At 36.3% G+C, this 21847-nt stretch carries 24 protein-coding genes, 6 tRNA genes and 4 riboswitches; of the genes, 28 read left to right on the forward strand and 2 right to left on the reverse strand.

Translation table 11 applies throughout. The features are described from left to right. Positions 1-25 precede the first annotated feature (25 nt). The 8 genes from COE49_RS24550 to COE49_RS24585 all read left to right on the forward strand — a co-directional run bounded on the left by COE49_RS24550 (position 26) and on the right by COE49_RS24585 (position 2676). A tRNA-Phe gene (locus tag COE49_RS24550) sits at positions 26-101 on the forward strand. A gap of 10 nt (positions 102-111) precedes the next feature. Then, positions 112-184 (forward strand) — tRNA-Thr (locus COE49_RS24555). A gap of 6 nt (positions 185-190) precedes the next feature. Beyond that, a tRNA-Trp gene (locus tag COE49_RS24560) sits at positions 191-261 on the forward strand. Between the two features lie 10 nt (positions 262-271). Beyond that, positions 272-348: transfer RNA gene (locus COE49_RS24565), tRNA-Ile, on the forward strand. Between the two features lie 7 nt (positions 349-355). Then, positions 356-430: transfer RNA gene (locus COE49_RS24570), tRNA-Asn, on the forward strand. A 1-nt stretch (position 431) separates the two neighbouring features. After that, positions 432-503 (forward strand) — tRNA-Glu (locus tag COE49_RS24575). Between the two features lie 129 nt (positions 504-632). After that, positions 633-1052, forward strand: coding sequence for a CBS domain-containing protein (locus COE49_RS24580; RefSeq protein WP_088232348.1), 420 nt, complete (start codon positions 633-635; stop codon positions 1050-1052). 472 nt (positions 1053-1524) lie between these two features. After that, on the forward strand, positions 1525-2676 hold the full coding sequence (locus COE49_RS24585) for a DUF3965 domain-containing protein (protein ID WP_088232349.1): 1152 nt from the start codon (positions 1525-1527) through the stop codon (positions 2674-2676). A 240-nt stretch (positions 2677-2916) separates the two neighbouring features. Here COE49_RS24585 and COE49_RS24595 read toward each other — a convergent pair whose 3' ends face one another. Both COE49_RS24595 and COE49_RS24600 read right to left on the reverse strand, forming a co-directional pair. Continuing rightward, complete coding sequence (locus COE49_RS24595; RefSeq protein WP_088232351.1) at positions 2917-3249, reverse strand: hypothetical protein; 333 nt, start codon at positions 3247-3249, stop codon at positions 2917-2919. 5 nt (positions 3250-3254) lie between these two features. Then, positions 3255-4415 (reverse strand): SH3 domain-containing protein, encoded by a 1161-nt coding sequence (locus COE49_RS24600; protein WP_088232352.1) that lies wholly within the window; start codon positions 4413-4415, stop codon positions 3255-3257. 269 nt (positions 4416-4684) lie between these two features. Beyond that, positions 4685-4796, forward strand: a riboswitch (TPP riboswitch). 60 nt (positions 4797-4856) lie between these two features. After that, a riboswitch (TPP riboswitch) is annotated at positions 4857-4959 on the forward strand. Positions 4960-5042: 83 nt separating this feature from the next. On the opposite strand from COE49_RS24600, the gene tenA reads away from it, so the two are divergent. From tenA to COE49_RS24710, 20 genes are all read left to right on the forward strand, one after another. After that, entirely contained in the window at positions 5043-5738 is a 696-nt protein-coding gene (gene tenA, locus COE49_RS24605) for a thiaminase II (protein ID WP_088232353.1), read from the forward strand. Then, positions 5707-6456 (forward strand): ABC transporter ATP-binding protein, encoded by a 750-nt coding sequence (locus COE49_RS24610; protein WP_088232354.1) that lies wholly within the window; start codon positions 5707-5709, stop codon positions 6454-6456. The genes tenA and COE49_RS24610 overlap by 32 nt, the downstream gene beginning before the upstream one ends. Further along, on the forward strand, positions 6456-7208 hold the full coding sequence (locus COE49_RS24615; protein WP_088232483.1) for an ABC transporter permease: 753 nt from the start codon (positions 6456-6458) through the stop codon (positions 7206-7208). Before COE49_RS24610 ends, COE49_RS24615 begins: the two co-directional genes overlap by 1 nt. Then, positions 7205-8206: an ABC transporter substrate-binding protein gene (locus COE49_RS24620; RefSeq protein WP_088232355.1), complete on the forward strand. Its 1002-nt coding sequence runs from the start codon at positions 7205-7207 to the stop codon at positions 8204-8206. Before COE49_RS24615 ends, COE49_RS24620 begins: the two co-directional genes overlap by 4 nt. Before the next feature lie 10 nt (positions 8207-8216). Next, positions 8217-8837, forward strand: coding sequence for a thiazole tautomerase TenI (tenI, locus tag COE49_RS24625; protein ID WP_088232356.1), 621 nt, complete (start codon positions 8217-8219; stop codon positions 8835-8837). Further along, positions 8830-9939, forward strand: a complete 1110-nt coding sequence (thiO, locus tag COE49_RS24630) for a glycine oxidase ThiO (RefSeq protein ID WP_088232357.1) — start codon at positions 8830-8832, stop codon at positions 9937-9939. Before tenI ends, thiO begins: the two co-directional genes overlap by 8 nt. A gap of 15 nt (positions 9940-9954) precedes the next feature. Then, positions 9955-10158 carry a sulfur carrier protein ThiS gene (thiS, locus tag COE49_RS24635; RefSeq protein WP_088232358.1) on the forward strand — a complete coding sequence of 68 codons (204 nt, stop codon included), beginning with the start codon at positions 9955-9957 and terminating at the stop codon, positions 10156-10158. Positions 10159-10160: 2 nt separating this feature from the next. Next, positions 10161-10931, forward strand: a complete 771-nt coding sequence (gene thiG / locus COE49_RS24640; RefSeq protein WP_088232359.1) for a thiazole synthase — start codon at positions 10161-10163, stop codon at positions 10929-10931. After that, the gene (thiF, locus tag COE49_RS24645) at positions 10924-11943 is read left to right on the forward strand and encodes a thiazole biosynthesis adenylyltransferase ThiF (protein WP_088232360.1); all 1020 of its coding nucleotides are present in this window, start codon (positions 10924-10926) and stop codon (positions 11941-11943) included. Before thiG ends, thiF begins: the two co-directional genes overlap by 8 nt. Positions 11944-11949: 6 nt before the next feature. Next, on the forward strand, positions 11950-12771 hold the full coding sequence (thiD, locus tag COE49_RS24650; protein ID WP_098252364.1) for a bifunctional hydroxymethylpyrimidine kinase/phosphomethylpyrimidine kinase: 822 nt from the start codon (positions 11950-11952) through the stop codon (positions 12769-12771). 531 nt (positions 12772-13302) lie between these two features. Continuing rightward, a riboswitch (cyclic di-AMP (ydaO/yuaA leader) is annotated at positions 13303-13450 on the forward strand. Between the two features lie 93 nt (positions 13451-13543). Continuing rightward, positions 13544-13930: a hypothetical protein gene (locus tag COE49_RS24660; protein WP_098252363.1), complete on the forward strand. Its 387-nt coding sequence runs from the start codon at positions 13544-13546 to the stop codon at positions 13928-13930. Between the two features lie 17 nt (positions 13931-13947). Further along, positions 13948-14178: a hypothetical protein gene (locus COE49_RS24665; RefSeq protein ID WP_098840750.1), complete on the forward strand. Its 231-nt coding sequence runs from the start codon at positions 13948-13950 to the stop codon at positions 14176-14178. Between the two features lie 262 nt (positions 14179-14440). Then, a riboswitch (cyclic di-AMP (ydaO/yuaA leader) is annotated at positions 14441-14586 on the forward strand. Between the two features lie 97 nt (positions 14587-14683). Then, positions 14684-14788, forward strand: a complete 105-nt coding sequence (locus COE49_RS24675) for a hypothetical protein (protein WP_097905551.1) — start codon at positions 14684-14686, stop codon at positions 14786-14788. After that, the gene (gene kdpF, locus COE49_RS24680; protein ID WP_000972378.1) at positions 14785-14865 is read left to right on the forward strand and encodes a K(+)-transporting ATPase subunit F; all 81 of its coding nucleotides are present in this window, start codon (positions 14785-14787) and stop codon (positions 14863-14865) included. The genes COE49_RS24675 and kdpF overlap by 4 nt, the downstream gene beginning before the upstream one ends. A gap of 19 nt (positions 14866-14884) precedes the next feature. Next, on the forward strand, positions 14885-16552 hold the full coding sequence (gene kdpA / locus COE49_RS24685; protein ID WP_088232365.1) for a potassium-transporting ATPase subunit KdpA: 1668 nt from the start codon (positions 14885-14887) through the stop codon (positions 16550-16552). Positions 16553-16565: 13 nt separating this feature from the next. Continuing rightward, entirely contained in the window at positions 16566-18656 is a 2091-nt protein-coding gene (gene kdpB / locus COE49_RS24690; RefSeq protein ID WP_141556642.1) for a potassium-transporting ATPase subunit KdpB, read from the forward strand. Positions 18657-18672: 16 nt separating this feature from the next. After that, on the forward strand, positions 18673-19254 hold the full coding sequence (kdpC, locus tag COE49_RS24695; RefSeq protein WP_088232367.1) for a K(+)-transporting ATPase subunit C: 582 nt from the start codon (positions 18673-18675) through the stop codon (positions 19252-19254). 56 nt (positions 19255-19310) lie between these two features. Further along, the gene (kdpDN, locus tag COE49_RS24700; protein ID WP_098946138.1) at positions 19311-20465 is read left to right on the forward strand and encodes a KdpD-like non-kinase potassium sensor; all 1155 of its coding nucleotides are present in this window, start codon (positions 19311-19313) and stop codon (positions 20463-20465) included. A gap of 193 nt (positions 20466-20658) precedes the next feature. Continuing rightward, a complete protein-coding gene (locus COE49_RS24705; protein ID WP_088232369.1) occupies positions 20659-21513 on the forward strand; it encodes a patatin-like phospholipase family protein in 855 nt (284 codons plus the stop codon). 69 nt (positions 21514-21582) lie between these two features. Then, positions 21583-21786, forward strand: coding sequence for a hypothetical protein (locus tag COE49_RS24710; RefSeq protein ID WP_088232370.1), 204 nt, complete (start codon positions 21583-21585; stop codon positions 21784-21786). Positions 21787-21847 lie beyond the last annotated feature (61 nt).

A 21847-nucleotide genomic window follows, 5' to 3' on the forward strand; every position in this document is an offset into this window, starting at 1 on the left:
CCCGGTCGGGACCGCCATTTATGTTGGCTCGGTAGCTCAGTCGGTAGAGCAGAGGACTGAAAATCCTCGTGTCGGCGGTTCGATTCCGTCCCGAGCCACCATTTTTTTTATGCCGGCTTAGCTCAATTGGTAGAGCAACTGACTTGTAATCAGTAGGTTGGGGGTTCAAGTCCTCTAGCCGGCATCATTTAGGGGCATAGTTTAAAGGTAGAACTGAGGTCTCCAAAACCTCCAGTGTGGGTTCGATTCCTACTGCCCCTGTAAAGTATATGGGCCTATAGCTCAGCTGGTTAGAGCGCACGCCTGATAAGCGTGAGGTCGATGGTTCGAGTCCATTTAGGCCCACCATATATATTCCGCAGTAGCTCAGTGGTAGAGCTATCGGCTGTTAACCGATCGGTCGTAGGTTCGAGTCCTACCTGCGGAGCCATGGCCCGTTGGTCAAGTGGTTAAGACACCGCCCTTTCACGGCGGTAACACGGGTTCGAATCCCGTACGGGTCATAAAAAAAGAGTCAGCAATATGCTGACTCTTTTTTATTATGTTTAATCCTCTTTTATCATCTTCTTTTTCTGAAATAAATAAAGGGATTTAGGAAAAGCTATGGTATGTATTAAAAGGAGGAGATAAAAATGACACGAGTTCGAGAACTTATGAGTACTCATATTGTACATTGTACACCGCTAGATAATGTATATGAGGCCGCTGTAAAGATGAAAGAAGAATCGGTTGGATTGATTCCTGTTGTTGAAAATGAACAAGTTGTTGGGCTTGTTACTGATCGCGATTTAGTTGTTCGAGGGATTGCTGAGAAACATCCTGGATCTAATAAAATTACAAATGTCATGACAACAAACATTGTTTCAGTTTCTCCAGATGATGCGATTGAAAAGGCTACAGAATTAATGGCACAGTATCAAATTAGACGATTACCAGTAGTTGAAAGCGGTCAATTAGTTGGGATGTTAGCATTAGGTGACTTAGCTATAAGAGAATCGACAGATGATCAAGCGGGATTTGCTTTAGGCGAAATATCGGGACATACAGAATAAAGATAAAACCTTAATAAATGGAAGTCTACTGCCCGCAAATAGTAAGATAAATTACGTATGAAGAACAGATACATCATTCTAGTATATAGACTAAACTAATATGTTAGCGTGATGTATCTAGGGCATTATATAATAGGTATACAGTTCATATTTTCGACAGTTTTGTAACATTTGTCATTCCTAATTTTTAATAAGAGAAAAAATGATATACTGATAGATATAAGCATTATGATAGATTTTGAATATAACAATATTTATCATTATTGATGTAACAATGAATTAATATTTCTTATGTAGATAAAGTGAAACTTTAATCAGCAGGGGAGGGATTCATCATCCAACTGATTATTAGTTGAAAGAGTCGGGCTTTTACGTGCAGTTATCTCCCACCTAATTTCCTCGCATTCGCTGAATTTTGAGGTGGGAGTCTTACTGCCCGCAAATAGCGGGATAAAAAGGGAAGGAGAATTATATGAGGGCTGTACAGGGTGATCCGAATTGGAATTTGGTTACAGATACATATATAGAACCAACTAATTTCGCTGAATTATTTTCTTTGCTTGTACCTTGTCATCCAAAAGGTGAAGGGAACGAGCGTACTATATTAGTGTGGAAAGAAAAAGAATTTTATAAAGAAGAAAATGTAGCGGCGTTTATCGTATACGGAATAAATAAAGTGAAAAATCTACCGCAGTTTCATAAAGATGAAATCCCAACTTTAGTACGTATTCTACGTCTATGCCAAGAGATTGGTTGGTATGAAGAGGCAAATACTTTTATGAAAACACAAGGGCTAGATGAGTTTGTCCAAACGTCATTAGAATATGAAACATGGGACCTTTTGACGCAAGTGGTTGCTTTAAACTACTTAATTATTAAATATCGTATTGGTGAATTAAGAGATGAGGATGCAGAAATTTGGGATAGAGTTAAATTTAATGAGAAATGTATCACAGATTGTAAACATCTATTATCCCATAAAGAAGTATTGGAATTTACATTCTTTTATATGTGCAAGAGAGCGAAGTTACTGTCAAAAGAGCAATTAAATAGTGATATGATGAGTCTAGCGATGTATTGTAATACTTTTGTGTATGATTTATATACACATGACTTATTACGAAAATATCGTAAGTGTACAGACTTTTTATCATATTATGGACCGAGTCAAGCGGTTTTAGCTTGTCAAAGAGCTGTACTTTCTCAAATTTCCGATCGATTAGACCCACTAAAGACAACACATGTAGATGATTATTTATATGTAATGAAAGAAATGATGGAACATATGACGATAGGGGTAATGGATCGTTATGGTCATTTTATTGGAAAGTTACTTTCTTATGTGCCTTTTTTCGAAATGATTCAAGTTCCACAGCATGCATATTATTGTGAAGAATTACTGTATATTTGTAAGGGCATTGAATATAAGGAAGAAATATTACGCAATTATATCTTTATACAATTACATGATTGTTTACCATCATTCTTTAAACTATTTCTTAAAAATAAGCGTTATGCAACGATTCATGATATTTTATTCTATTGGTGCGACGATGAACAAAGAATGAGCTTAGAGAAAAAATATAATCTGAGTTTTATTTATGAAAAATATGCTTGTGGATAAACAGTACTGTTTATATGAAAATTTAATATAAATTAAAAAGGATCTCAAATTTATGTGAGATCCTTTTTTGCTAGTAAAACAAGGAGAAAGTAATTAAGATGAGAAATAACATTCCATAAAGGAGAAATTGTGCAGTATAACTTCCTTGTATACCAAAAAAAGTATTTGTTTTTTCATATAAATTCAATATATATTTCATTGGAGTATCTTTGAAAGATTGGTACACAGTGTCTCCTTTTTCTAAGCCTCTTGTTCATGTTTTTTATTATTAGGGACATTCACGTATCTAGCTATGAATAATAAAATAGCCATAAAGAATACAGGAAGTACGGTAGATACATAAAAACCATTACTAATAACATTTGTTATAAGGGCACTTAATAGAAAAATAGCATTATAGATATGGGCAATTTTTAGTTTTAGTTGCACTTGAAATGATTCCATCATAATTTCTAAAGCAACAAAGGCAATGATAATAGATAAAAATACAGTGTTCGTATTATAAATGATTAAACAAAAAATTAAACCTAAAAAGGCTAAGTATTCAATTAAGAGAGGTATATTGCGTGGCATACAATTTACCTAACTAAATATGGCAGTGGATTTACTGCATTTGTTTTTTCAAAATTCCATTCTCCATTGTGTAGCTCAAAGTGGAGATGTTGTCCGTATGAATGACCTGTGTTTCCCATATGACCTACTAATTGCCCAGTTTGTACTTGATCACCAACTTGTACAGTGCGGTCTTTCATATGAGCATAAACGGTTGTATATAATTTATCGTTTATTTGATGGGAGATGAACACGACATTACCATAACTAGCTGAATAATAAGATTTCACAACTTTACCTGCAGCAGCAGCTTGAATAGAGACGTTACCTTGTGCTGCAATATCTATACCATAATGCATTTGTTCCCAGCGCATATCAAAGGTTGAGCTAACTTTTCCTTGAGTAGGAAATTTGAAAGCAGCTGGAATTGAAGAAGATTGAGCTGTTTGAGCTTGTGATTGCGGTTGATTTTGTACTATATAGTGTTTTGCCACATATCCGTATCCTGTACCAAAACGAATTTTATACCAAGTTCCTACAGTTTCTACTACTTGTACTTGTGTACCATTTTGTAATGAACCAAGTAGAGCACTACTTGTACTAGCATTACTACGTACATTAAGTTTTGGTGTTGCAACTGTGTACTTCGTATTATTTTGAACTGTAGTTCCTTTTACTAAAGGCTGTGAACCATTAGATATGAATGCTTTTTGTACATAACCTGTTTGACCATTATGTAAAATTTTATACCATTCGCCTTGTTCTTCTTGAATGGTAATGAACTTACCGTTTGGTAATACATCTAAAATTGAAGACTCTAAATTAGGTTCAGAGCGAACGTTTAATGCATTAGCATTGACGATGTATTGATTATTAGATTGAAGTTTGTTTTTTAGTAGAATAGCATCTTTTTGTACGTAACCTACTTTATTATTAACAGATACTTTATACCAATCATTCGTTGTTTCAAGTATATTCACTTTCGTATTAAAGCGGATCGTATCAATAGATGTGCTATTTGTATTGTCTTCTTTATGTAAAGTTGCTTGGTCGACTTTGACATATCCAGTTTTAACATTAGATAATTGTTCAGCGTTTGCTTTTTGTACATTTGTTTCGCCCATAGAAGGTAGTAAAGAAGCAATTGCGACAGTAGTTGCTGTTAAAGCAGTAGCTTTCATATTCATATAATAGAGACCTCCTCTAGTTGTATAGTTGTAATTTTATTATAGTATAAAGATATAATATAGTGGGGGTATTCACATAAATGTAATATGAAATCAATATAAAAATAAATTTTTTGAGGATAATGATTCTTTTTAATCCAATTAATTAGGATATCATTTTCTAAAATGGAATATAATTATTGTATAGCTTGATGATTTTGTTGACAATTGAGAAAATTAAAACAGTTGATGATGTCTTATTACGGTGTTATACTGACAGTGATAATTTTATAGTTTGCTAGGAGAGCTGGTGTTGCCAGCTGAGAGTAGGCCGTAAGCCTTTGATCCTTTTCATTACCTGATCTAGATTATGCTAGCGTAGGGAAGCAATTCGGACACTAACTATGAGTCCCCGTTTCTTTGCGTATAGAAACGGGGCTTTTTTATTTAAAAATTTCATATTGAAACCACTAGGGGTGCTTGATGTGCTGAGAGAGGACTAATCCTTAACCCTTACAGACCTGATCTAGGTAATACTAGCGAAGGGAAGTGGAACAACGAATAAATGTATAATTTTATTTGCTGTAACCACTTCTTATATAGAAGTGGTTTTTTATTTAGATATATATATTGAAGGGGGAAATAGAAATGAAGTTTTGCGATAGATTATTAGAAACTGTGCAACCTGTTTGGGAGAAAAGTCATAATCATCCGTTTGTAGTAGGTATGGGGGATGGTACGTTAGAAAAAGATAGATTTCAGTATTATATTATTCAAGATTATTTATATCTATTAGATTATGCAAAGCTATATGCAATTGGTGTTGTAAAGGCAACGAACCCACAAATAATGGGGAAATTTGCTGAACAAATTGATGGAATATTAAATGGAGAAATGACGATTCATAAACAATATGCAAAACGACTGGGTATTTCTGTAGAAGAAATGGAATCTGCAAAACCATCTGCTAAAAATTTAGCTTATACAAACTATATGATGTCAGTATCTCAAAATGGCACACTTGCAGAATTAATCGCAGCACTTCTTCCGTGTATGTGGAGTTACTGGGAAATTGGAAAGCGTTTAAATGATATTCCGGGAGCAAGAGATCATGAGTTCTTTGGCGAATGGATTCAAGGATATAGTTCTGAAGAATACGGTAATCTTTGTGTTTGGTTAATTGATTTATTAAATGAAATGGCAGTTGGAAAGTCAGAGAAAGAGTTAGAACGATTAGAGGAGATTTTCTTATATTCCAGCCGATTTGAATATTTATTCTGGGATATGTCCTATCGTAAGGAGATGTGGGGATTTGAGGAGCAAGAACATACTACAGTTTCATAATGTTTCTTTTCATTATGATGAGAAACCAATCATCAGTGAATTAAATGCTTCTATACAAGATAAAGAATTTGTCAGTATTATCGGACCAAGTGGTTGTGGGAAAAGTACTTTATTTCGCCTTATAACAGGCTTAGAAGAAGCAAGCGCTGGAAAGATAGAGCTGACAGAAACAAAGAGTCATCCTGTAGGGTATATGCCCCAAAAAGATATGCTCCTGCCATGGAGAACGATTATTGAAAATGCGGCCCTGCCGCTAGAGTGCCAAGGTGTGCAGAAGAAAGAAGCGCAAGTGAAAGCAAAGGAACTGTTGCATAAATTTGGTTTACAAGGATACGAGAAAAAATATCCGAAAGATTTATCTGGAGGTATGAGACAGCGTGTATCTTTTATTCGAACATTGTTAACAGGCGGAGAGATATTGTTATTAGATGAACCGTTTAGCGCGTTAGATGCTTTAACGAAGGCTTCTTTGCAAGAATGGTTGTTTGAACAATGGAAAGAGTGGGAAAAAACAATTTTATTCATTACTCATGATGTTGAAGAAGCATTGTTCCTTTCGAATCGAATTTTAGTAGTGGAACAGCAACCGATAACGACTTTGACTGAGCGAATTGTGCCACTTGGCCATAACAGAACACGAAAGGATTTATATAAACCGGACGTGTTAGCGCTGAAAGAGGAACTTCTTAGTATGTTACAAAGGCAGGTACTTGTATGATGAACCGATTGAAAGAATTAGTTCCTGCCATTACACTTTCTAGTATTTTACTTGTTATGTGGGAAATAGGCGCAAGAATTGTAGATGAGATGTACATTTTACCGTCACCGTCTGCAATCGTAATGAAGATATGGAAACTAAAAGATATATTATTTACGGTTCATTTGCCGGCAACGTTATACGTCGTTTTAATAGGTGTTGTTATTTCTGTCGTATTAGGTGTGGGGCTAGCAATGTTAATGAATGCGAGTACATGGATGGAAAGAGCTTTTTATCCATTATTAGTTGCCTCACAAACGATCCCGATTACCGCGCTTGCTCCGCTCTTCGTTTTATGGTTTGGATACACAATCTGGAGTAAGGTCGTTGTTACAGTTTTAATTACGTTTTTCCCGATTGCGGTCAATACGTATGATGGACTGCGTAGTACGAAAAAAGAATGGGAGGAGCTCTTAGTTACATATGGAGCAACGAAAAAAGACGTTTTTCTTAAGTTAAAGTTGCCATCTGCTCTTCCTTATTTTTTCTCGGCTTTAAAAATTGCAGTCCCACTTAGTGTGATTGGAGCAGCAATTGGGGAATGGCTCGGTGCACAAGCTGGGCTTGGATATTTCAGTAAAAGGATGATGACGCAGTTAGATGGTGCGGGGGTATTTGCACCAATTGTATTGCTATCATTATTAGCTATTTTTTTCGTCATACTTATTTCTATGTTAGAAAAGAAATTCATTAGTTGGAGGAAGCATTCATGAAATTTTTAAAACGCATCATTGTGTTTACATTATTAGTTGCAATGATTGCTGGATGTTCAAGTAATTCAGCATCAGACAAGGGGAAAAAAGAGAAAGAAATAACGGTCATGCTTGATTGGTACCCAAATGCGGTGCATAGCTTTATTTATGCAGCAATTGAAAAAGGATACTTTAAAGAAGAAGGAGTAAAGGTAAATATTAAATTCCCTTCTAATCCGACTGATCCATTAACGTTGGCGGCTGCAGGAAAAGTAACAGTGGGCTTATATTATCAGCCAGATGTTGTCATGGCTAGAGCAAATGAACAAATTCCAGTGAAATCAATTGGAGCTGTCGTACGTTCACCGTTAAATCATGTTGTATCGCTGAAATCAGCAGGCATTCAATCACCGAAAGATTTAGAAGGCAAAACAGTAGGTTACTCTGGAACGCCTTTAAGTGAAGCATATTTAAAAACGATGGTAAAAGAAGATGGTGGTAATCCAGATACAGTGAAAGTAGTTGATGTAGGCTTTGATTTAGTGCCAGCATTAATTACGAAAAAAGTAGATGCTGTAACAGGGGCATACATTAACCATGAAGTACCTGTTATGCGTCATGAAGGTCATGAACCAGCGTACTTTAATCCAGCTGATTACGGCGTACCGAATTATCATGAGCTTGTGTTTGTAACAGGTGACAAAACATTGGAAAAAGATAAAGAAGCTCTGCAAGCCTTTTTACGCGGGGCGAAAAAGGGGTATGACTTTATGAAGAAAAACCCTGATGAAGCATTAAATATTTTATTAGATCATCAAGAAAAAGAAAACTTCCCGCTTGTGCCAGAAGTTGAAAAAGAAAGTATGAAAATTTTATTAGAGAAGATGGAAACGAAAGATGAGCCATTCTTATCAGATTCAAAAGAGTCTTGGGAGAAACAAAGTAAATGGTTGAAAGACAAAGGAATGACGAAAGAAATCGTTCCAGCCGATGAGCTATTCGAAAATATTTTAAAGTAGGCGAATGAATATGAAAAATGAGCTTCACGTAATCTCAAATGGCCATATGCCGTTCGAAGAGTTAGTGAATGTAGCGATGCAAATTGAGAGTGAGATTGATTATTTGCATATTCGTGAGCGTGAGAAAAGTACAAAGGAATTATATGAAGGGGTGGAAAGCCTTTTAAAAAAAGGCTTTCCGGCATCTAAACTTGTTATAAATGACCGAATTGATATTGCTGTTTTATTAAATATCCCGCGTGTACAGCTAGGGTATCGAAGCACAGATGTAAGGTCAGTGAAAGAAAAGTTTTCGTATTTGCATGTTGGTTATTCCGTACATTCTTTAGAAGAAGCGATAGAGGCTTTTAAGAATGGGGCTAATTCGCTCGTTTATGGCCATGTATTCCCAACAGATTGCAAAAAAGGTGTGCCAGCGAGAGGGTTAGAGGAAATTTCGGACATTGCAAAGAGCTTATCGATACCGATTATAGCTATTGGAGGAATTACTCCTGAAAATACAAGGGATGTTCTTGCAAGTGAAGTAAGTGGAATTGCTGTTATGTCTGGAATTGTAAGTAATAGTAACCCGTATAGCAGAGCGAAATCTTATAAGGAATCAATAAGAAAGTGGGCGGGGAAACATGTGTGAGAAGTATGATGTAGCGATTATTGGCGGTGGTGTAATTGGTAGTTCAGTTGCACATTTTCTAGCAGAAAGAGGACATAAAGTAGCAATTATAGAGAAGCAGAGAATTGCCTCGGAAGCCTCGAAAGCTGCTGCTGGCCTGCTCGGTGTTCAGGCAGAATGGGATGCGTATGACCCGCTATTTGAACTTGCTAGAGAAAGCCGTGCTATATTCCCAAAACTTGCAACAGTTTTACGTGAAAAGACGGGTATTGATATTGGATATGAGGAAAAAGGAATATATCGCATTGCTCAAAATGAAGGGGAGAAGGAAAGAATTCTTCACATTATGGATTGGCAGCAAAAAACAGGTGAAGATTCCTATTTTCTAACAGGAGACCATTTACGAGAAAAAGAGCCGTTTCTATCCGAATCAATTATCGGAGCGGTATATTATCCGAAAGATGGTCACGTTATTGCACCAGAGCTTACGAAAGCACTCGCACAGTCTGCAGCCATTTCCGGTGCCGATATATATGAACAGACAGAGGTATTTGATATTCGTATTGAAAATAATAAAGTGACTGGAATTGTTACAAGCGAAGGTATTATCGCGTGTGAGAAAGTCGTTATTGCAGGAGGTTCATGGAGCACGAAGCTACTAGGCCATTTTCACCGTGATTGGGGTACATATCCAGTTAAAGGAGAAGTGGTTGCAGTAAGAAGCAGAAAACCACTTTTAAAGGCACCTATTTTCCAAGAAAGATTTTACATTGCACCAAAGCGCGGTGGGCGTTACGTAATTGGGGCAACGATGAAGCCTCATACGTTCAATAAAACTGTACAGCCAGAAAGTATTACTTCTATATTAGAGCGTGCTTATACAATATTACCGGCTTTAAAAGAGGCAGAGTGGGAAAGCACATGGGCTGGATTAAGGCCACAATCGAATCATGAAGCTCCTTATATGGGAGAGCATGAAGAAATAAAAGGTTTATATGCTTGTACTGGGCATTATCGAAACGGTATTTTATTAAGCCCTGTTTCTGGTCAGTATATGGCTGATTTAATAGAAGGAAAGCAGGAGAATCACTTGCTAGATTCATTGCTTTCTAAAATGGTTTAGAAAGGGGATGGAAGTTTGAATTTAAAAATTAATGGTAACCAAATGGAAGTGCCAGCGAGTGTGAAAACAGTAGCTGAGTTACTTACACATTTAGAGTTAGATAACAGAATTGTTGTAGTAGAGCGTAATAAAGATATTTTACAAAAAGATGATCATAAAGATACATCTGTTTTTGATGGAGACCAAATTGAGATTGTAACTTTCGTAGGAGGCGGTTGATTATGTTAAACATTGGACCATTTTCATTTCATTCTAGACTTTTATTAGGAACAGGAAAATTCCCTGATTTTGATGTACAGCAAAAAGCAATTGATGTATCTGAGGCTGAGGTTTTAACGTTCGCAGTACGCCGCATGGATATATTTGATGCAAAACAGCCTAATTTATTAGAGAAACTTGATGTAAAAAAATATACGTTATTACCGAATACAGCTGGAGCAAAAAATGCTGAAGAAGCTGTTCGTATTGCAAAATTAGCAAAAGCTTCAGGGCTTTGCGATATGATCAAAGTTGAAGTTATTGGTGATGATAGAACGTTATTACCTGATCCGGTAGAAACATTGAGAGCATCTGAAATGTTACTAGAAGAAGGGTTTATCGTACTTCCGTACACATCGGATGATGTTGTATTAGCACGTAAATTACAAGAACTTGGCGTGCACGCGATTATGCCAGGAGCATCTCCAATTGGTTCAGGGCTTGGTATTGTAAATCCGTTAAATTTAAGTTTCATTATTGAACAAGCGACAGTACCAGTTATCGTTGATGCAGGTATCGGTAGCCCAGCTGATGCGGCATTTGCAATGGAATTAGGAGCAGATGGCGTGTTATTAAATACAGCAGTGTCTGGTGCAAAAGACCCTATTAAAATGGCACAGGCAATGAAATTAAGTATTGAAGCAGGACGTTTAGGATTTGAAGCAGGTCGTATTGCACGTAAGCGTTGTGCAACTGCAAGTAGTCCTTTAGAAGGAATGAGCGTAGTTGAATAATCGATATTCTCGCCAAGAACTATTTTCTCCAATTGGAGAAGAAGGACAACAAAAAATAAGAGAAAAGCATGTACTCATTATCGGTGCAGGCGCACTAGGTAGTGCAAATGCAGAAATGTTCGTAAGAGCAGGCGTTGGTACAGTAACGATTGTTGACCGGGATTATGTTGATTGGAGTAATTTACAAAGGCAGCAATTGTACGCAGAGAGTGATGTAGAGAATAACCTTCCGAAGGCTGTAGCAGCAAAGAAGCGTCTAGAAGTGATTAATAGTGAAGTAAGAGTAGAAGCTCTCGTTCAAGATGTAACAGCTGAGGAATTAGAAGAGCTTGTTACAAACGTTGATGTAATTATTGATGCAACTGATAATTTCGAAACGCGTTTCATTGTAAATGATATAGCACAAAAATATTCTATTCCATGGATTTACGGGGCATGTGTGGGGAGTTACGGCCTTTCTTACACCATTCTTCCTAGTAAAACGCCATGTTTATCATGTTTATTACAATCGATTCCGCTTGGCGGAGCAACATGTGATACAGCGGGTATTATATCGCCTGCTGTATCTCTTGTCGTTTCTCATCAAGTAACAGAAGCGCTTAAACTGCTAGTAGAAGATTATGAGTCACTCCGGGATGGACTTGTATCGTTTGATGTGTGGAAGAATGAATATTCATGTATGAATGTACAAAAGCTTCGTAAGCATAATTGTCCTTCGTGCGGAGAGAATGCATTATATCCGTATTTAAATAAAGAAAATACATCGAAAACAGCAGTTTTATGCGGGAGAAATACAGTTCAAATTAGGCCACCTTATAAAGAGGAAATGAATTTTGAACAATATAAAGGGTTGCTGAAAGGTCGCGTGACAGATTTAAATGTAAATCCATATTTACTATCATTTTCTATTGAAGAGAAGAGATTGGTTGCCTTTAAAGATGGACGTGTACTCGTACATGGAACGAAAGATATAAGTGAAGCAAAAACGATTTATCATCGCTATTTTGGATAGAAAAGGATGAGTGGGATGAAAGTAAATAAAGCTTTAACAATTGCAGGGTCTGATAGTGGCGGCGGTGCTGGAATTCAAGCAGATTTAAAAACATTCCAAGAGCTTGGTGTGTATGGAATGACAGCTATTACGGCAATTACTGCTCAAAACACGCTTGGTGTGCAAGGGGTATATCCTGTTCCGTTAGAAGGTATTACGGAACAGCTGAATTCAATTGGTACGGATTTAACACCAGATGCTGTGAAACTAGGAATGTTGTTTAGTAGTGAAATTATTCAAATTGTGGCAGAGCAGATTAAGAAATTTGGCTGGAATAATATTGTGCTAGACCCTGTTATGATTGCTAAGGGCGGTGCGTCATTATTACAACAAGAAGCAGTGCAAGCATTAAAAGAATACTTATTACCAGTAGCAACGGTTGTAACACCGAATGTTCCGGAAGCAGAAGTGTTAACTGGGATGGAGATTCGTAATATTGAAGATAGTAAGGAAGCTGCAAAAGTATTGCATGAATTAGGTGCTAAATATGTGCTTATGAAGGGCGGACATGCAGAATATCAAGGTAATGAAGTAATTGATTTACTTTTTGATGGAGAAGAGTTTATTGAATTTAGAAGTGAACGAATTCCTTCGAAACAAACGCACGGAAGCGGGTGTACATTTGCTTCAGCAGTTACAGCAGGACTTGCGAAAGGATATTCAATCGAAGAGGCAGTTCAAGAGGCAAAACGATTTATTAGTATAGCAATTGAAGAGCCATTGAATATTGGCAGTGGTCATGGACCGACGAATCATTTTGCGTATAAATTGAATAAGACACAAGCATAGTGAAAATTTAACCCGTGGGGCTATATCCCCACGGGTTATTAATGATTTTTAATATATGTTAGCAAATATGATTGGCTTACATGTGTCCTTTAGATGAGTAAAGTATATAAAAGGTGTGATGATATTAATATGAAAAATATAACATAGGGAATCATAGCTTTCTTATTATTACTTAAGTGTTTACTATAAATTAATAACAAACAAGAAATTAAAAAAATGATTTCTAATGTAGTACGGAATTCAGTATAACTAGGAATAGTAACTAAAATCGCTAGAATTATTAGTGACGAATTGCCTAGAATAGTTATTATTTGAATAAAATTTTTCTTTTTATCCTCGGTCATATACCATCCTCATTTCATCTTTAATTTTTAATCATTTCTTTACTTAGTATTATTACAATACGATTAATGAAAATTCCTATTGAGTGTAAATATTTATAATGTTTAACAATAAAAAACTTGATTTTGAGGAGATTTCTCCTGTTTACTTTTTCCAAATACAAGAGTAATATATCAGCCAGAATACATTTTTTTGTAAACGCTGAGTCCAAATGTATGGAGCGGAGGAACCAATTTGTGCAGTGTCACTTGGGGTGAATCTTTCAGTTTTGAAAGTAGGGCTACTCTCAAAGTCCGAATCCGACAGCTAACTTCGTAAGCGTCTTGAGAGAGGACGGTGCCATGATGGATACATCACTTCATCGATCTGATTAGTATAGGGGAATATCAATTTATGTTGGAGTTCTTTTATGCTAAGGAGGATGAGGTACATGGAACTAACACTTATTTGTGTTGGAGAAGAAAGCAAGGTAAATAGTTTAATAGATTTAGTAGCATTTCAACATGAGTTAATTATTTTTACAGCAAATGAAGAGATAGCGGTTGAAGTGAGGAATTGTGGGTTTGATTGGACGTATAGTTGTAGTAAGGAGCAGGATTTTACTAGTATTTGTGAGTGTATTAAGAAGGTGATTTTACTAGGGGATGAGCTTCCAATCATTAGTTTCTTTACAGAACACATTCGCTTTTCTTTTCAAGCACCTATTACTGTTGTTACAAGAAATAAACGATATCCAGCGAGGCTCTATGAAACGATTGGAGCTAAATTCGTCGTGTTTACGAATTGTGATAACATTTCTTTTTTATTTTTTGAATAGGGCGGAGGAGAGTGAATATGAAGGTGTTGTTACTAGGAGATATAGCGAATCGTTGGGCGGTATCGATAGAGAGAGTTGAAAAATTGATCCAGATTGATCCTCTTTTTCCAGGTCCATATATTATATTACCATCAAAAGATGTTTTGTATTTAGAGGCGGATATTACCGAATATGAGCAGTTACATGCCGAATTGGTACAAGTTTATATTCGAGGGAGAAATTTACGTGCTTTTTTACGAGGTGAATAAATTTTGAATGAAATAGAGAGCGAATGTTAAGTGGACCTAAGGTGGGCGCTTATATACATTCGCCCTTCTTTTGCATATTAAAAAGATAATTTCTACGAAAAAGAAAGAAAAGACAAGAAAACAGATGAAAAAATATTAATAACACTAAATGTAAGCGTTTAAACGATAAAATATTTTCTTATTTTAGTTAATTTAGCTCTTTACAAGTGAAATATAGAGGAGTATATTTACTCTCATAAATCATTCATAAAATTTCCAAAAAAACCTAAAATCGCTGAGTTCCAGAAATGGAGCGGGGGAACCAATTTTGTGCATCGTCACTTGGGGTGAATCTTTCAGTTTTGAAAGTAGGGCTACTCTTTAGGCCCGAATCCGACAGCTAACCTCGTAAGCGTTTAGAGAGGAGGTTTACTTTGTGTTGTTCATTTTTTGAACACTGAGTAGAGCTCAGTGTTCTTTTTTAATATTTCAATGGTAAATTTTAACAAAAAAGTGAGGGGTAGCTATGTTAGATGTTGTAATGATCGGGACGTTTATTCTATTAGTTGCATCGATGGTGAGTCTTGCAAGTTGGTCAGATAAAGTTGTGAAGGAAGGAAAGCAATCATGATGATTGCCTTATCAGTTATTGTCGCAGCGATTACGGTGTATTTAGTATATGCATTATTAAATCCAGAGAAGTTTTAATTAGGGGGAATCATTCATTATGATTTGGATTGCAGTCGTTATTACGATGCTCTTGTTTATTTTAGTAGCAAAGCCAACGGGGATTTATTTAGAAAAAGCTTTTCAGGGGAGTAAGACGCTAGATAAAGTATTCGGGCCTTTTGAAAAACTTATTTTTAAAATTACGGGTGTAAAAGCATACAATCAAACGTGGAAACAGTACGCATTATCATTAGTTTTATTAAATGGATTTATGATTGTTGTTGTATATTTCATTTTTAGATTACAAGGGGTATTGCCACTAAATCCAGCGCATATTGAAGGGATGGAGCCTACGCTCGCTTTTAATACAGCGATTAGTTTTATGGCTGATACAAACTTACAACATTACAGCGGTGAAAATGGTTTATCTTATTTATCGCAATTAATTGGGATTACGTTTTTAATGTTTGCGGCACCAGCAACGACGTTAGCGCTTGTTATGGCATTTATAAGAGGGCTTGCTGGAAAAGAACTCGGTAACTTTTTCGTTGATTTTACGAGAGCATTAACGAGAGTGTTTCTTCCTATCGCATTTATTGCAGCACTAGTCTTTGTTGCACTTGGTGTACCGCAAACGTTAGATGGGGCGGTTACAGCACAAACAATTGATGGTGCGAAGCAAAGTATTTTACGTGGTCCAGTTGCCTCATTCGTTGCCATTAAGGAACTTGGAAATAACGGCGGTGGATTTTTCGGGGCAAATTCTACACATCCTTTCGAAAATCCAGGACAAATGAGTAATATTTTGCAAATGATGCTTATGATGTTATTGCCAACAGCACTTCCATTTACGTACGGACGAATGGTAGGAAATAAAAAACAAGGTCGTATCCTTTTCGTTTCACTATTTATGGTGTTTTTATTAGGGTTTATAACGATTACTACATCTGAATTAAATGGGAATCCAGCGTTAAATGGAATGGGTATCGAACATGTACAAGGAAGTACAGAAGGAAAAGAGGTCCGATTTGGGACAGTATTTTCTTCACTATACGCAACAGTAACGACAGCTGCTGAAACCGGAGCGGTGAATACGATGCATGATACGTTAACACCAATTGGCGGGTTAGTTCCACTCGTAAATATGATGTTAAATACAGTATACGGCGGTGTTGGAGCAGGCTTTGTGAACATTATTATGTATGCGATTATTGCGGTCTTTATATCTGGGTTAATGGTAGGACGAACACCAGAGTTTTTAGGTAAGAAAATTGAAGGTAAGGAAATGAAATTAATCGCGGTAACGATATTATTTCATCCATTGCTTATTTTAGGATTTTCGGCATTAGCTCTTTCAACAAATTTAGGAACGGATGCCGTTTCTCATTCAGGTTTCCACGGTTTAACGCAAGTTGTATATGAATACACATCGTCAGCTGCGAATAACGGATCTGGATTTGAAGGTTTAGCAGATAATACACCATTTTGGAATATTACGACTGGTTTAGTTATGTTTTTAGGACGCTATTTCAGTTTAATTACGATGCTAGCTGTGGCATCTTCGCTGAAAGAAAAAACGGTAGTGCCAGAAACAGTTGGAACGTTCCGTACAGATAATGGTTTGTTTGGAGGGATTTTCATCGGAACGATTGTAATTGTTGGAGCGTTAACATTCTTCCCGATGTTAGTACTTGGCCCAATGGCAGAATTTCTTACATTGAAGTAATGGAGGGTAAATGATGAGACCGGTAGTAGTAAAAGAAAAAAGAGTGAACGAACCACAAGTACATGCTGTAGAAGATGAGGTTAGACAAGCGAAAACGATGGATCGTGATATCGTCAAACATGCGATGAAACAATCCTTTGCGAAATTGAATCCGAAAGTAATGATAAAAAATCCGATTATGTTCGTTGTGGAAATTGGATTTATCATTACGTTAATTTTATCCTTTCTTCCAAGTAGTTCTAGTAGTGTACCAGGATGGTTTAATATAACAGTTTCTCTCATTCTATTATTTACAGTTTTATTTGCGAACTTTGCAGAAGCGTTAGCTGAAGGTCGTGGTAAAGCACAAGCTGATTCTTTAAAACAATCGAAGAAAGATGTGTTTGCAAATGTTGTAAAAGAAAATGGAGACATTGTTCAAGTTTCAGCAACTGACCTAAGAAAAGGTGACGTTGTTATTGTAAAGCAAGGTGAAATGATTCCAAATGATGGGGAAGTTATTAAAGGATTAGCGTCTGTCGATGAATCTGCAATTACAGGGGAATCAGCTCCTGTAATAAAAGAAGCGGGCGGTGATTTTTGTTCCGTAACAGGCGGAACGATGGTCGTAAGTGATGAAATTACAATTGTCATTACAAGTAATCCTGGCGAATCATTTATTGATAAAATGATTTCTTTAGTAGAAGGAGCTGCCCGTCAAAAAACACCGAATGAGATTGCTTTAAATACAGTATTAACGAGTTTAACGCTTATTTTCTTAATCGTTGTTGTGACGCTGCCGATTTTTACAAATTATTTAGGATTTCAAATTGATACAGCTGTACTTGTTGCATTGTTAGTTTGTTTAATTCCAACGACAATCGGCGGATTATTATCAGCGATTGGTATTGCTGGGATGGACCGTGTGACAAAGTTTAATGTGTTAGCAATGTCAGGTAAAGCAGTAGAAGCTGCTGGTGATATTAATACAATTATTTTAGATAAAACAGGTACGATTACGTTCGGGAACCGGATGGCACATACATTGCTTCCTGTAGGGAATGAAACGATTGAGCAAGTAGGAAAATGGGCTGCTATTAGTTCTGTTTTAGATGAAACGCCAGAAGGTCGATCTGTTATCGAGTATGTGCAAGCAAAATCTATATCATATAATAGAGAACTTGCAGAACAAGGTGAGTTTGTTCCATTTAAAGCAGAAACGAGAATGAGTGGTGTTGATTTACAGGACGGAACGAAAGTGAGAAAAGGTGCTGTAGGTAGCGTGATTGAATGGGTTAGATCACAAGGCGGAACGATTCCGAAAGATGTAAATCAAAAAGCAGATTTCATTTCAAAAGAGGGCGGGACACCACTTGTAGTTGCAGTAGGTAATCGTATTTACGGTTTAATTTATTTAAAGGATACAGTAAAACCTGGTATGCGTGAGCGTTTTGAACAGTTGCGCCAAATGGGGATTAAAACGGTTATGTGTACAGGTGATAATCCGTTAACAGCAGCAACGATTGCAAAAGAAGCAGGGGTAGATGAATTCGTTGCCGAGTGTAAACCAGAGGATAAAATTGCGGTTATTAAAGCAGAGCAAGATAAAGGGAAACTTGTAGCGATGACAGGTGATGGTACAAATGATGCACCAGCATTAGCGCAGGCGGACGTTGGGTTAGCGATGAATAGTGGGACGACAGCTGCGAAAGAAGCAGCGAATATGATTGATTTAGATTCGAATCCAACGAAAATTATTGAGGTTGTAGGAATTGGTAAGCAATTGTTAATGACGCGTGGTGCATTAACGACGTTTAGTATTGTGAATGATATTGCGAAATATTTTGCAATTATTCCAGCGATGTTTACACTGGCAATTCCGCAAATGGAAGCATTAAACATTATGAAATTAACATCACCGCTTTCAGCAATTTTATCAGCATTAATATTTAACGCTGTTATTATTCCGTTACTTATTCCGCTAGCAATGAAGGGTATTGCATATAAACCGATGAGTTCGAATGCACTACTTAGCCGAAACTTACTCATTTATGGGCTTGGCGGCGTGATCGTTCCGTTCATTGGAATTAAAGTAATTGATATAATTGTCGGCTTGTTCATATAAGGAAGAGGGGAAAAAGATGGCGAAGAAACAAAGTATACTATCACCAATCATCCGTATTACTTTTACATTTTTAGTGTTGTGCGGACTTGTATATCCGCTTATTGTTACTGGGATTGCACAAGCAGTAATGAAGGATAATGCGGATGGAAGTCTAATATATAATGATAAAAATGAAGTGATTGGCTCTAAATTAATCGGTCAAAATTTCACAGATCCACGCTATTTTCATGGGCGTGTTTCTAGTATTGAATATAAAGCAGAAGCGTCTGGTTCAAATAACTATGCACCGTCTAATCCAGATTTAGAGAAACGAGTAGAGAAAAGTATTGAAGAGTGGAAGAAACAAAATCCGAGCGTTCCAGTTACAGAAGTACCGATTGATTTAGTGACAAATTCAGGTTCAGGGCTTGATCCTGATATTAGTCCGAAGGCGGCTTCTGTGCAGGTAGATCGCATCTCGAAATTAACGAATATTCCGAAAGAAACACTAAATCAATTGATTAAGGAGCAAACAGAAGGTGCTGCACTTGGTTTATTTGGAGAAGATCGTGTAAATGTCTTAAAGTTAAATTTAGAATTACAGAAATTAATGAAATAGTAACAGAGCTACCTCAATCTAACAGATTGAGGTAGCGTTGTTTCGAAAGAAAGGTTGTGTGTGTGTTGTATGCGGATGACTATAAACCGACTTTTCAAAGGCGAACGCCAGAGGAATATTTAGAATATATTCGGCAGCAAAATCGTGGGAAGTTAAAGCTATACGTAGGGGCTGCTCCTGGAGTAGGGAAAAGTTATAAAATGCTCTTTGATGCAAGAGAAATGAAAAAAGATGGAATTGATATTGTAATTGGTTTAATTGAAACACATGGAAGAAAAGAGACGGAAGAAGCGATTGCTGATTTAGAAAAAGTTCCTTTAAAAGAAATAGAGTATAAAGGAAAAGTATTTTATGAACTCGATGTAGAAGGAATTATAAAGCGTGCGCCGCAAATTGTTGTTGTGGATGAACTTGCACATAGTAATATTCCGGGGTCGAAAAATAAGAAACGTTATATGGATGTGCAGGAATTGTTAGATTGTGGAATATCTGTATTATCAGCGTTTAACATTCAACATTTAGAAAGTGTGCATGATATTGTAGCTCAAATTACAAATGTAAAAGTACGAGAACGTATTCCAGATTTTATTTTGCAAAAAGCAAATGAAATTCAGCTTGTTGATGCAACGCCTGAGGTACTTCGGAAGAGATTAATAGATGGAAAGATATATAAGGAAGAAAAAATTCAGCAAAGCTTACAAAATTTCTTCACTCTTAATAATTTAGGAGCACTAAGGGAATTATCGCTTCGTGAAGTTGCCGATGATATGGATGAGAAAATTAGCCAAACCGTTATAGAACCAATTGGGATGAAAGAAAAAATTCTCGTTTGTGTACAATACAGTTCAACAGCAGAGAAATTAATAAGACGGGGATGGCGCATGGCTGATCGGTTAAACGCCGAATTGTATGTATTAAACGTTGAAAGAGAAAATATAGATTCTCTTTCAGCTAGTAAGAAGCAAACAATTGAAGAGTGGAAGTCGCTAACGAATCAATTTGATGCAAGTTTTGTATTAGAAGAATCGAAAGGAAGGAAGCCAGCGGATGTTATTATTGAAGTCGCGAGAAGATTACAAGTAACGCAAATTTTACTCGGACAATCGGCAAGAACGCGTTGGGAAGAAATACGAAAAGGTTCGATTGTAAATGAAATTATGAGGGAAACGAAGTATATCGATATTCATATTGTGGCGGATCAAAGAGTTTAAAATAGAGGCTATCTTTTTTAGTAGTCTCTATTTTGCCTTGTGCGTGTTTTTATCATGTATAAGACTGTGGACGAAAAATATTTTTTTCAAGCCTTTTGAATATAATTTCTAAAAGAACTCATATATAATAGAAAAAGATACTTAACATAGTGAATAATTAAAGAGTCAATATATATAAAGAGGAGAGAGTAACATGCTTGAAAATACAGGGTTAGTATTAGAAGGCGGCGGTATGCGTGGTGTATATACGGGCGGGATACTAGAATACTTTATGGAACAAGATTTATATTTTCCATATGTAATCGGTGTATCAGCTGGTGCTTGTCATGCAGCGTCGTATCTTTCCAGGCAAAGAAATAGAAATAAGACAGTAAATATTGATTATGCATCGCATCCGAAATATTTATCGTATAAAAACTTATGGAGAAAACGTCAGTTATTTGATATGGATTTCATTTTTCATGAAATTCCAGAAAAACATGTCCCATTTGATTTTGAAACATATTTTAATAGCCCAGAGCGTTTCCTTATAGGAACAACAGATTGTGAAACAGGACAGTCTGTTTATTTTGAAAAAGAGGGAACGAATGATGATGCACTAAATTTATTACAAGCTTCTAGTTCGTTGCCTTTCATTGCACCAGTAGTAAATTACCGTGGTAAACAATTGTTAGATGGCGGGATTTCTGATCCGATCCCAGTTCGTAAAGCACAGGAAGATGGATTTAAAAAGTCAGTCGTTATTTTAACGAGAAATCATGGTTACGCGAAGAAAAAATCAAAGTTCGGATGGGTGGCAGCGAAAGCTTATAAAAAATATCCGAACCTTGTTAACACGATGTTAAATCGTTATGAAGTGTATAATGAAACACTTCACTACATTGAAAAAGAAGAGCAAGATGGTAATTTATTTGTCATCCGACCAGAATTGCCGCTTCAAGTAGATCGTATGGAAAAAGATAAGGCGAAATTACAAAGTTTATATGAACAAGGCTATGAAGATGCAAAGAGACAATTTGCGGATTTACAGGCGTTTTTGCAAAGCTAAAAACCTCTATATAGAGGTTTTTTTGTTTATGGTATAATATGGATAAAGGTATGTGGAGAGGTGATACATATGGAAAATGTATATAAAGGGCTTAGACATACTGGGTTTACTATGATGTTTATTTTTAGTAGCGTATTTTTACTGCGTTGGTTCATTCATGATGAAATACTATTAGATCAGCTTATTGGTTGTAGTGTAGGGATGATAATGGTTATTTCATCAATTTTTATTCAAAAGTATAGTAAAGAATTACAGGTGAATGAGAAATATTAATAATTTGTAACTTCTGTTATCTTTTTCATAGTTTAGGAATAGTGGAGACTTTCGTGTGATT

It is taken from the genome of Bacillus sp. AFS029637 (genome assembly GCF_002584985.1).
Lineage (GTDB): Bacteria > Bacillota > Bacilli > Bacillales > Bacillaceae_G > Bacillus_A.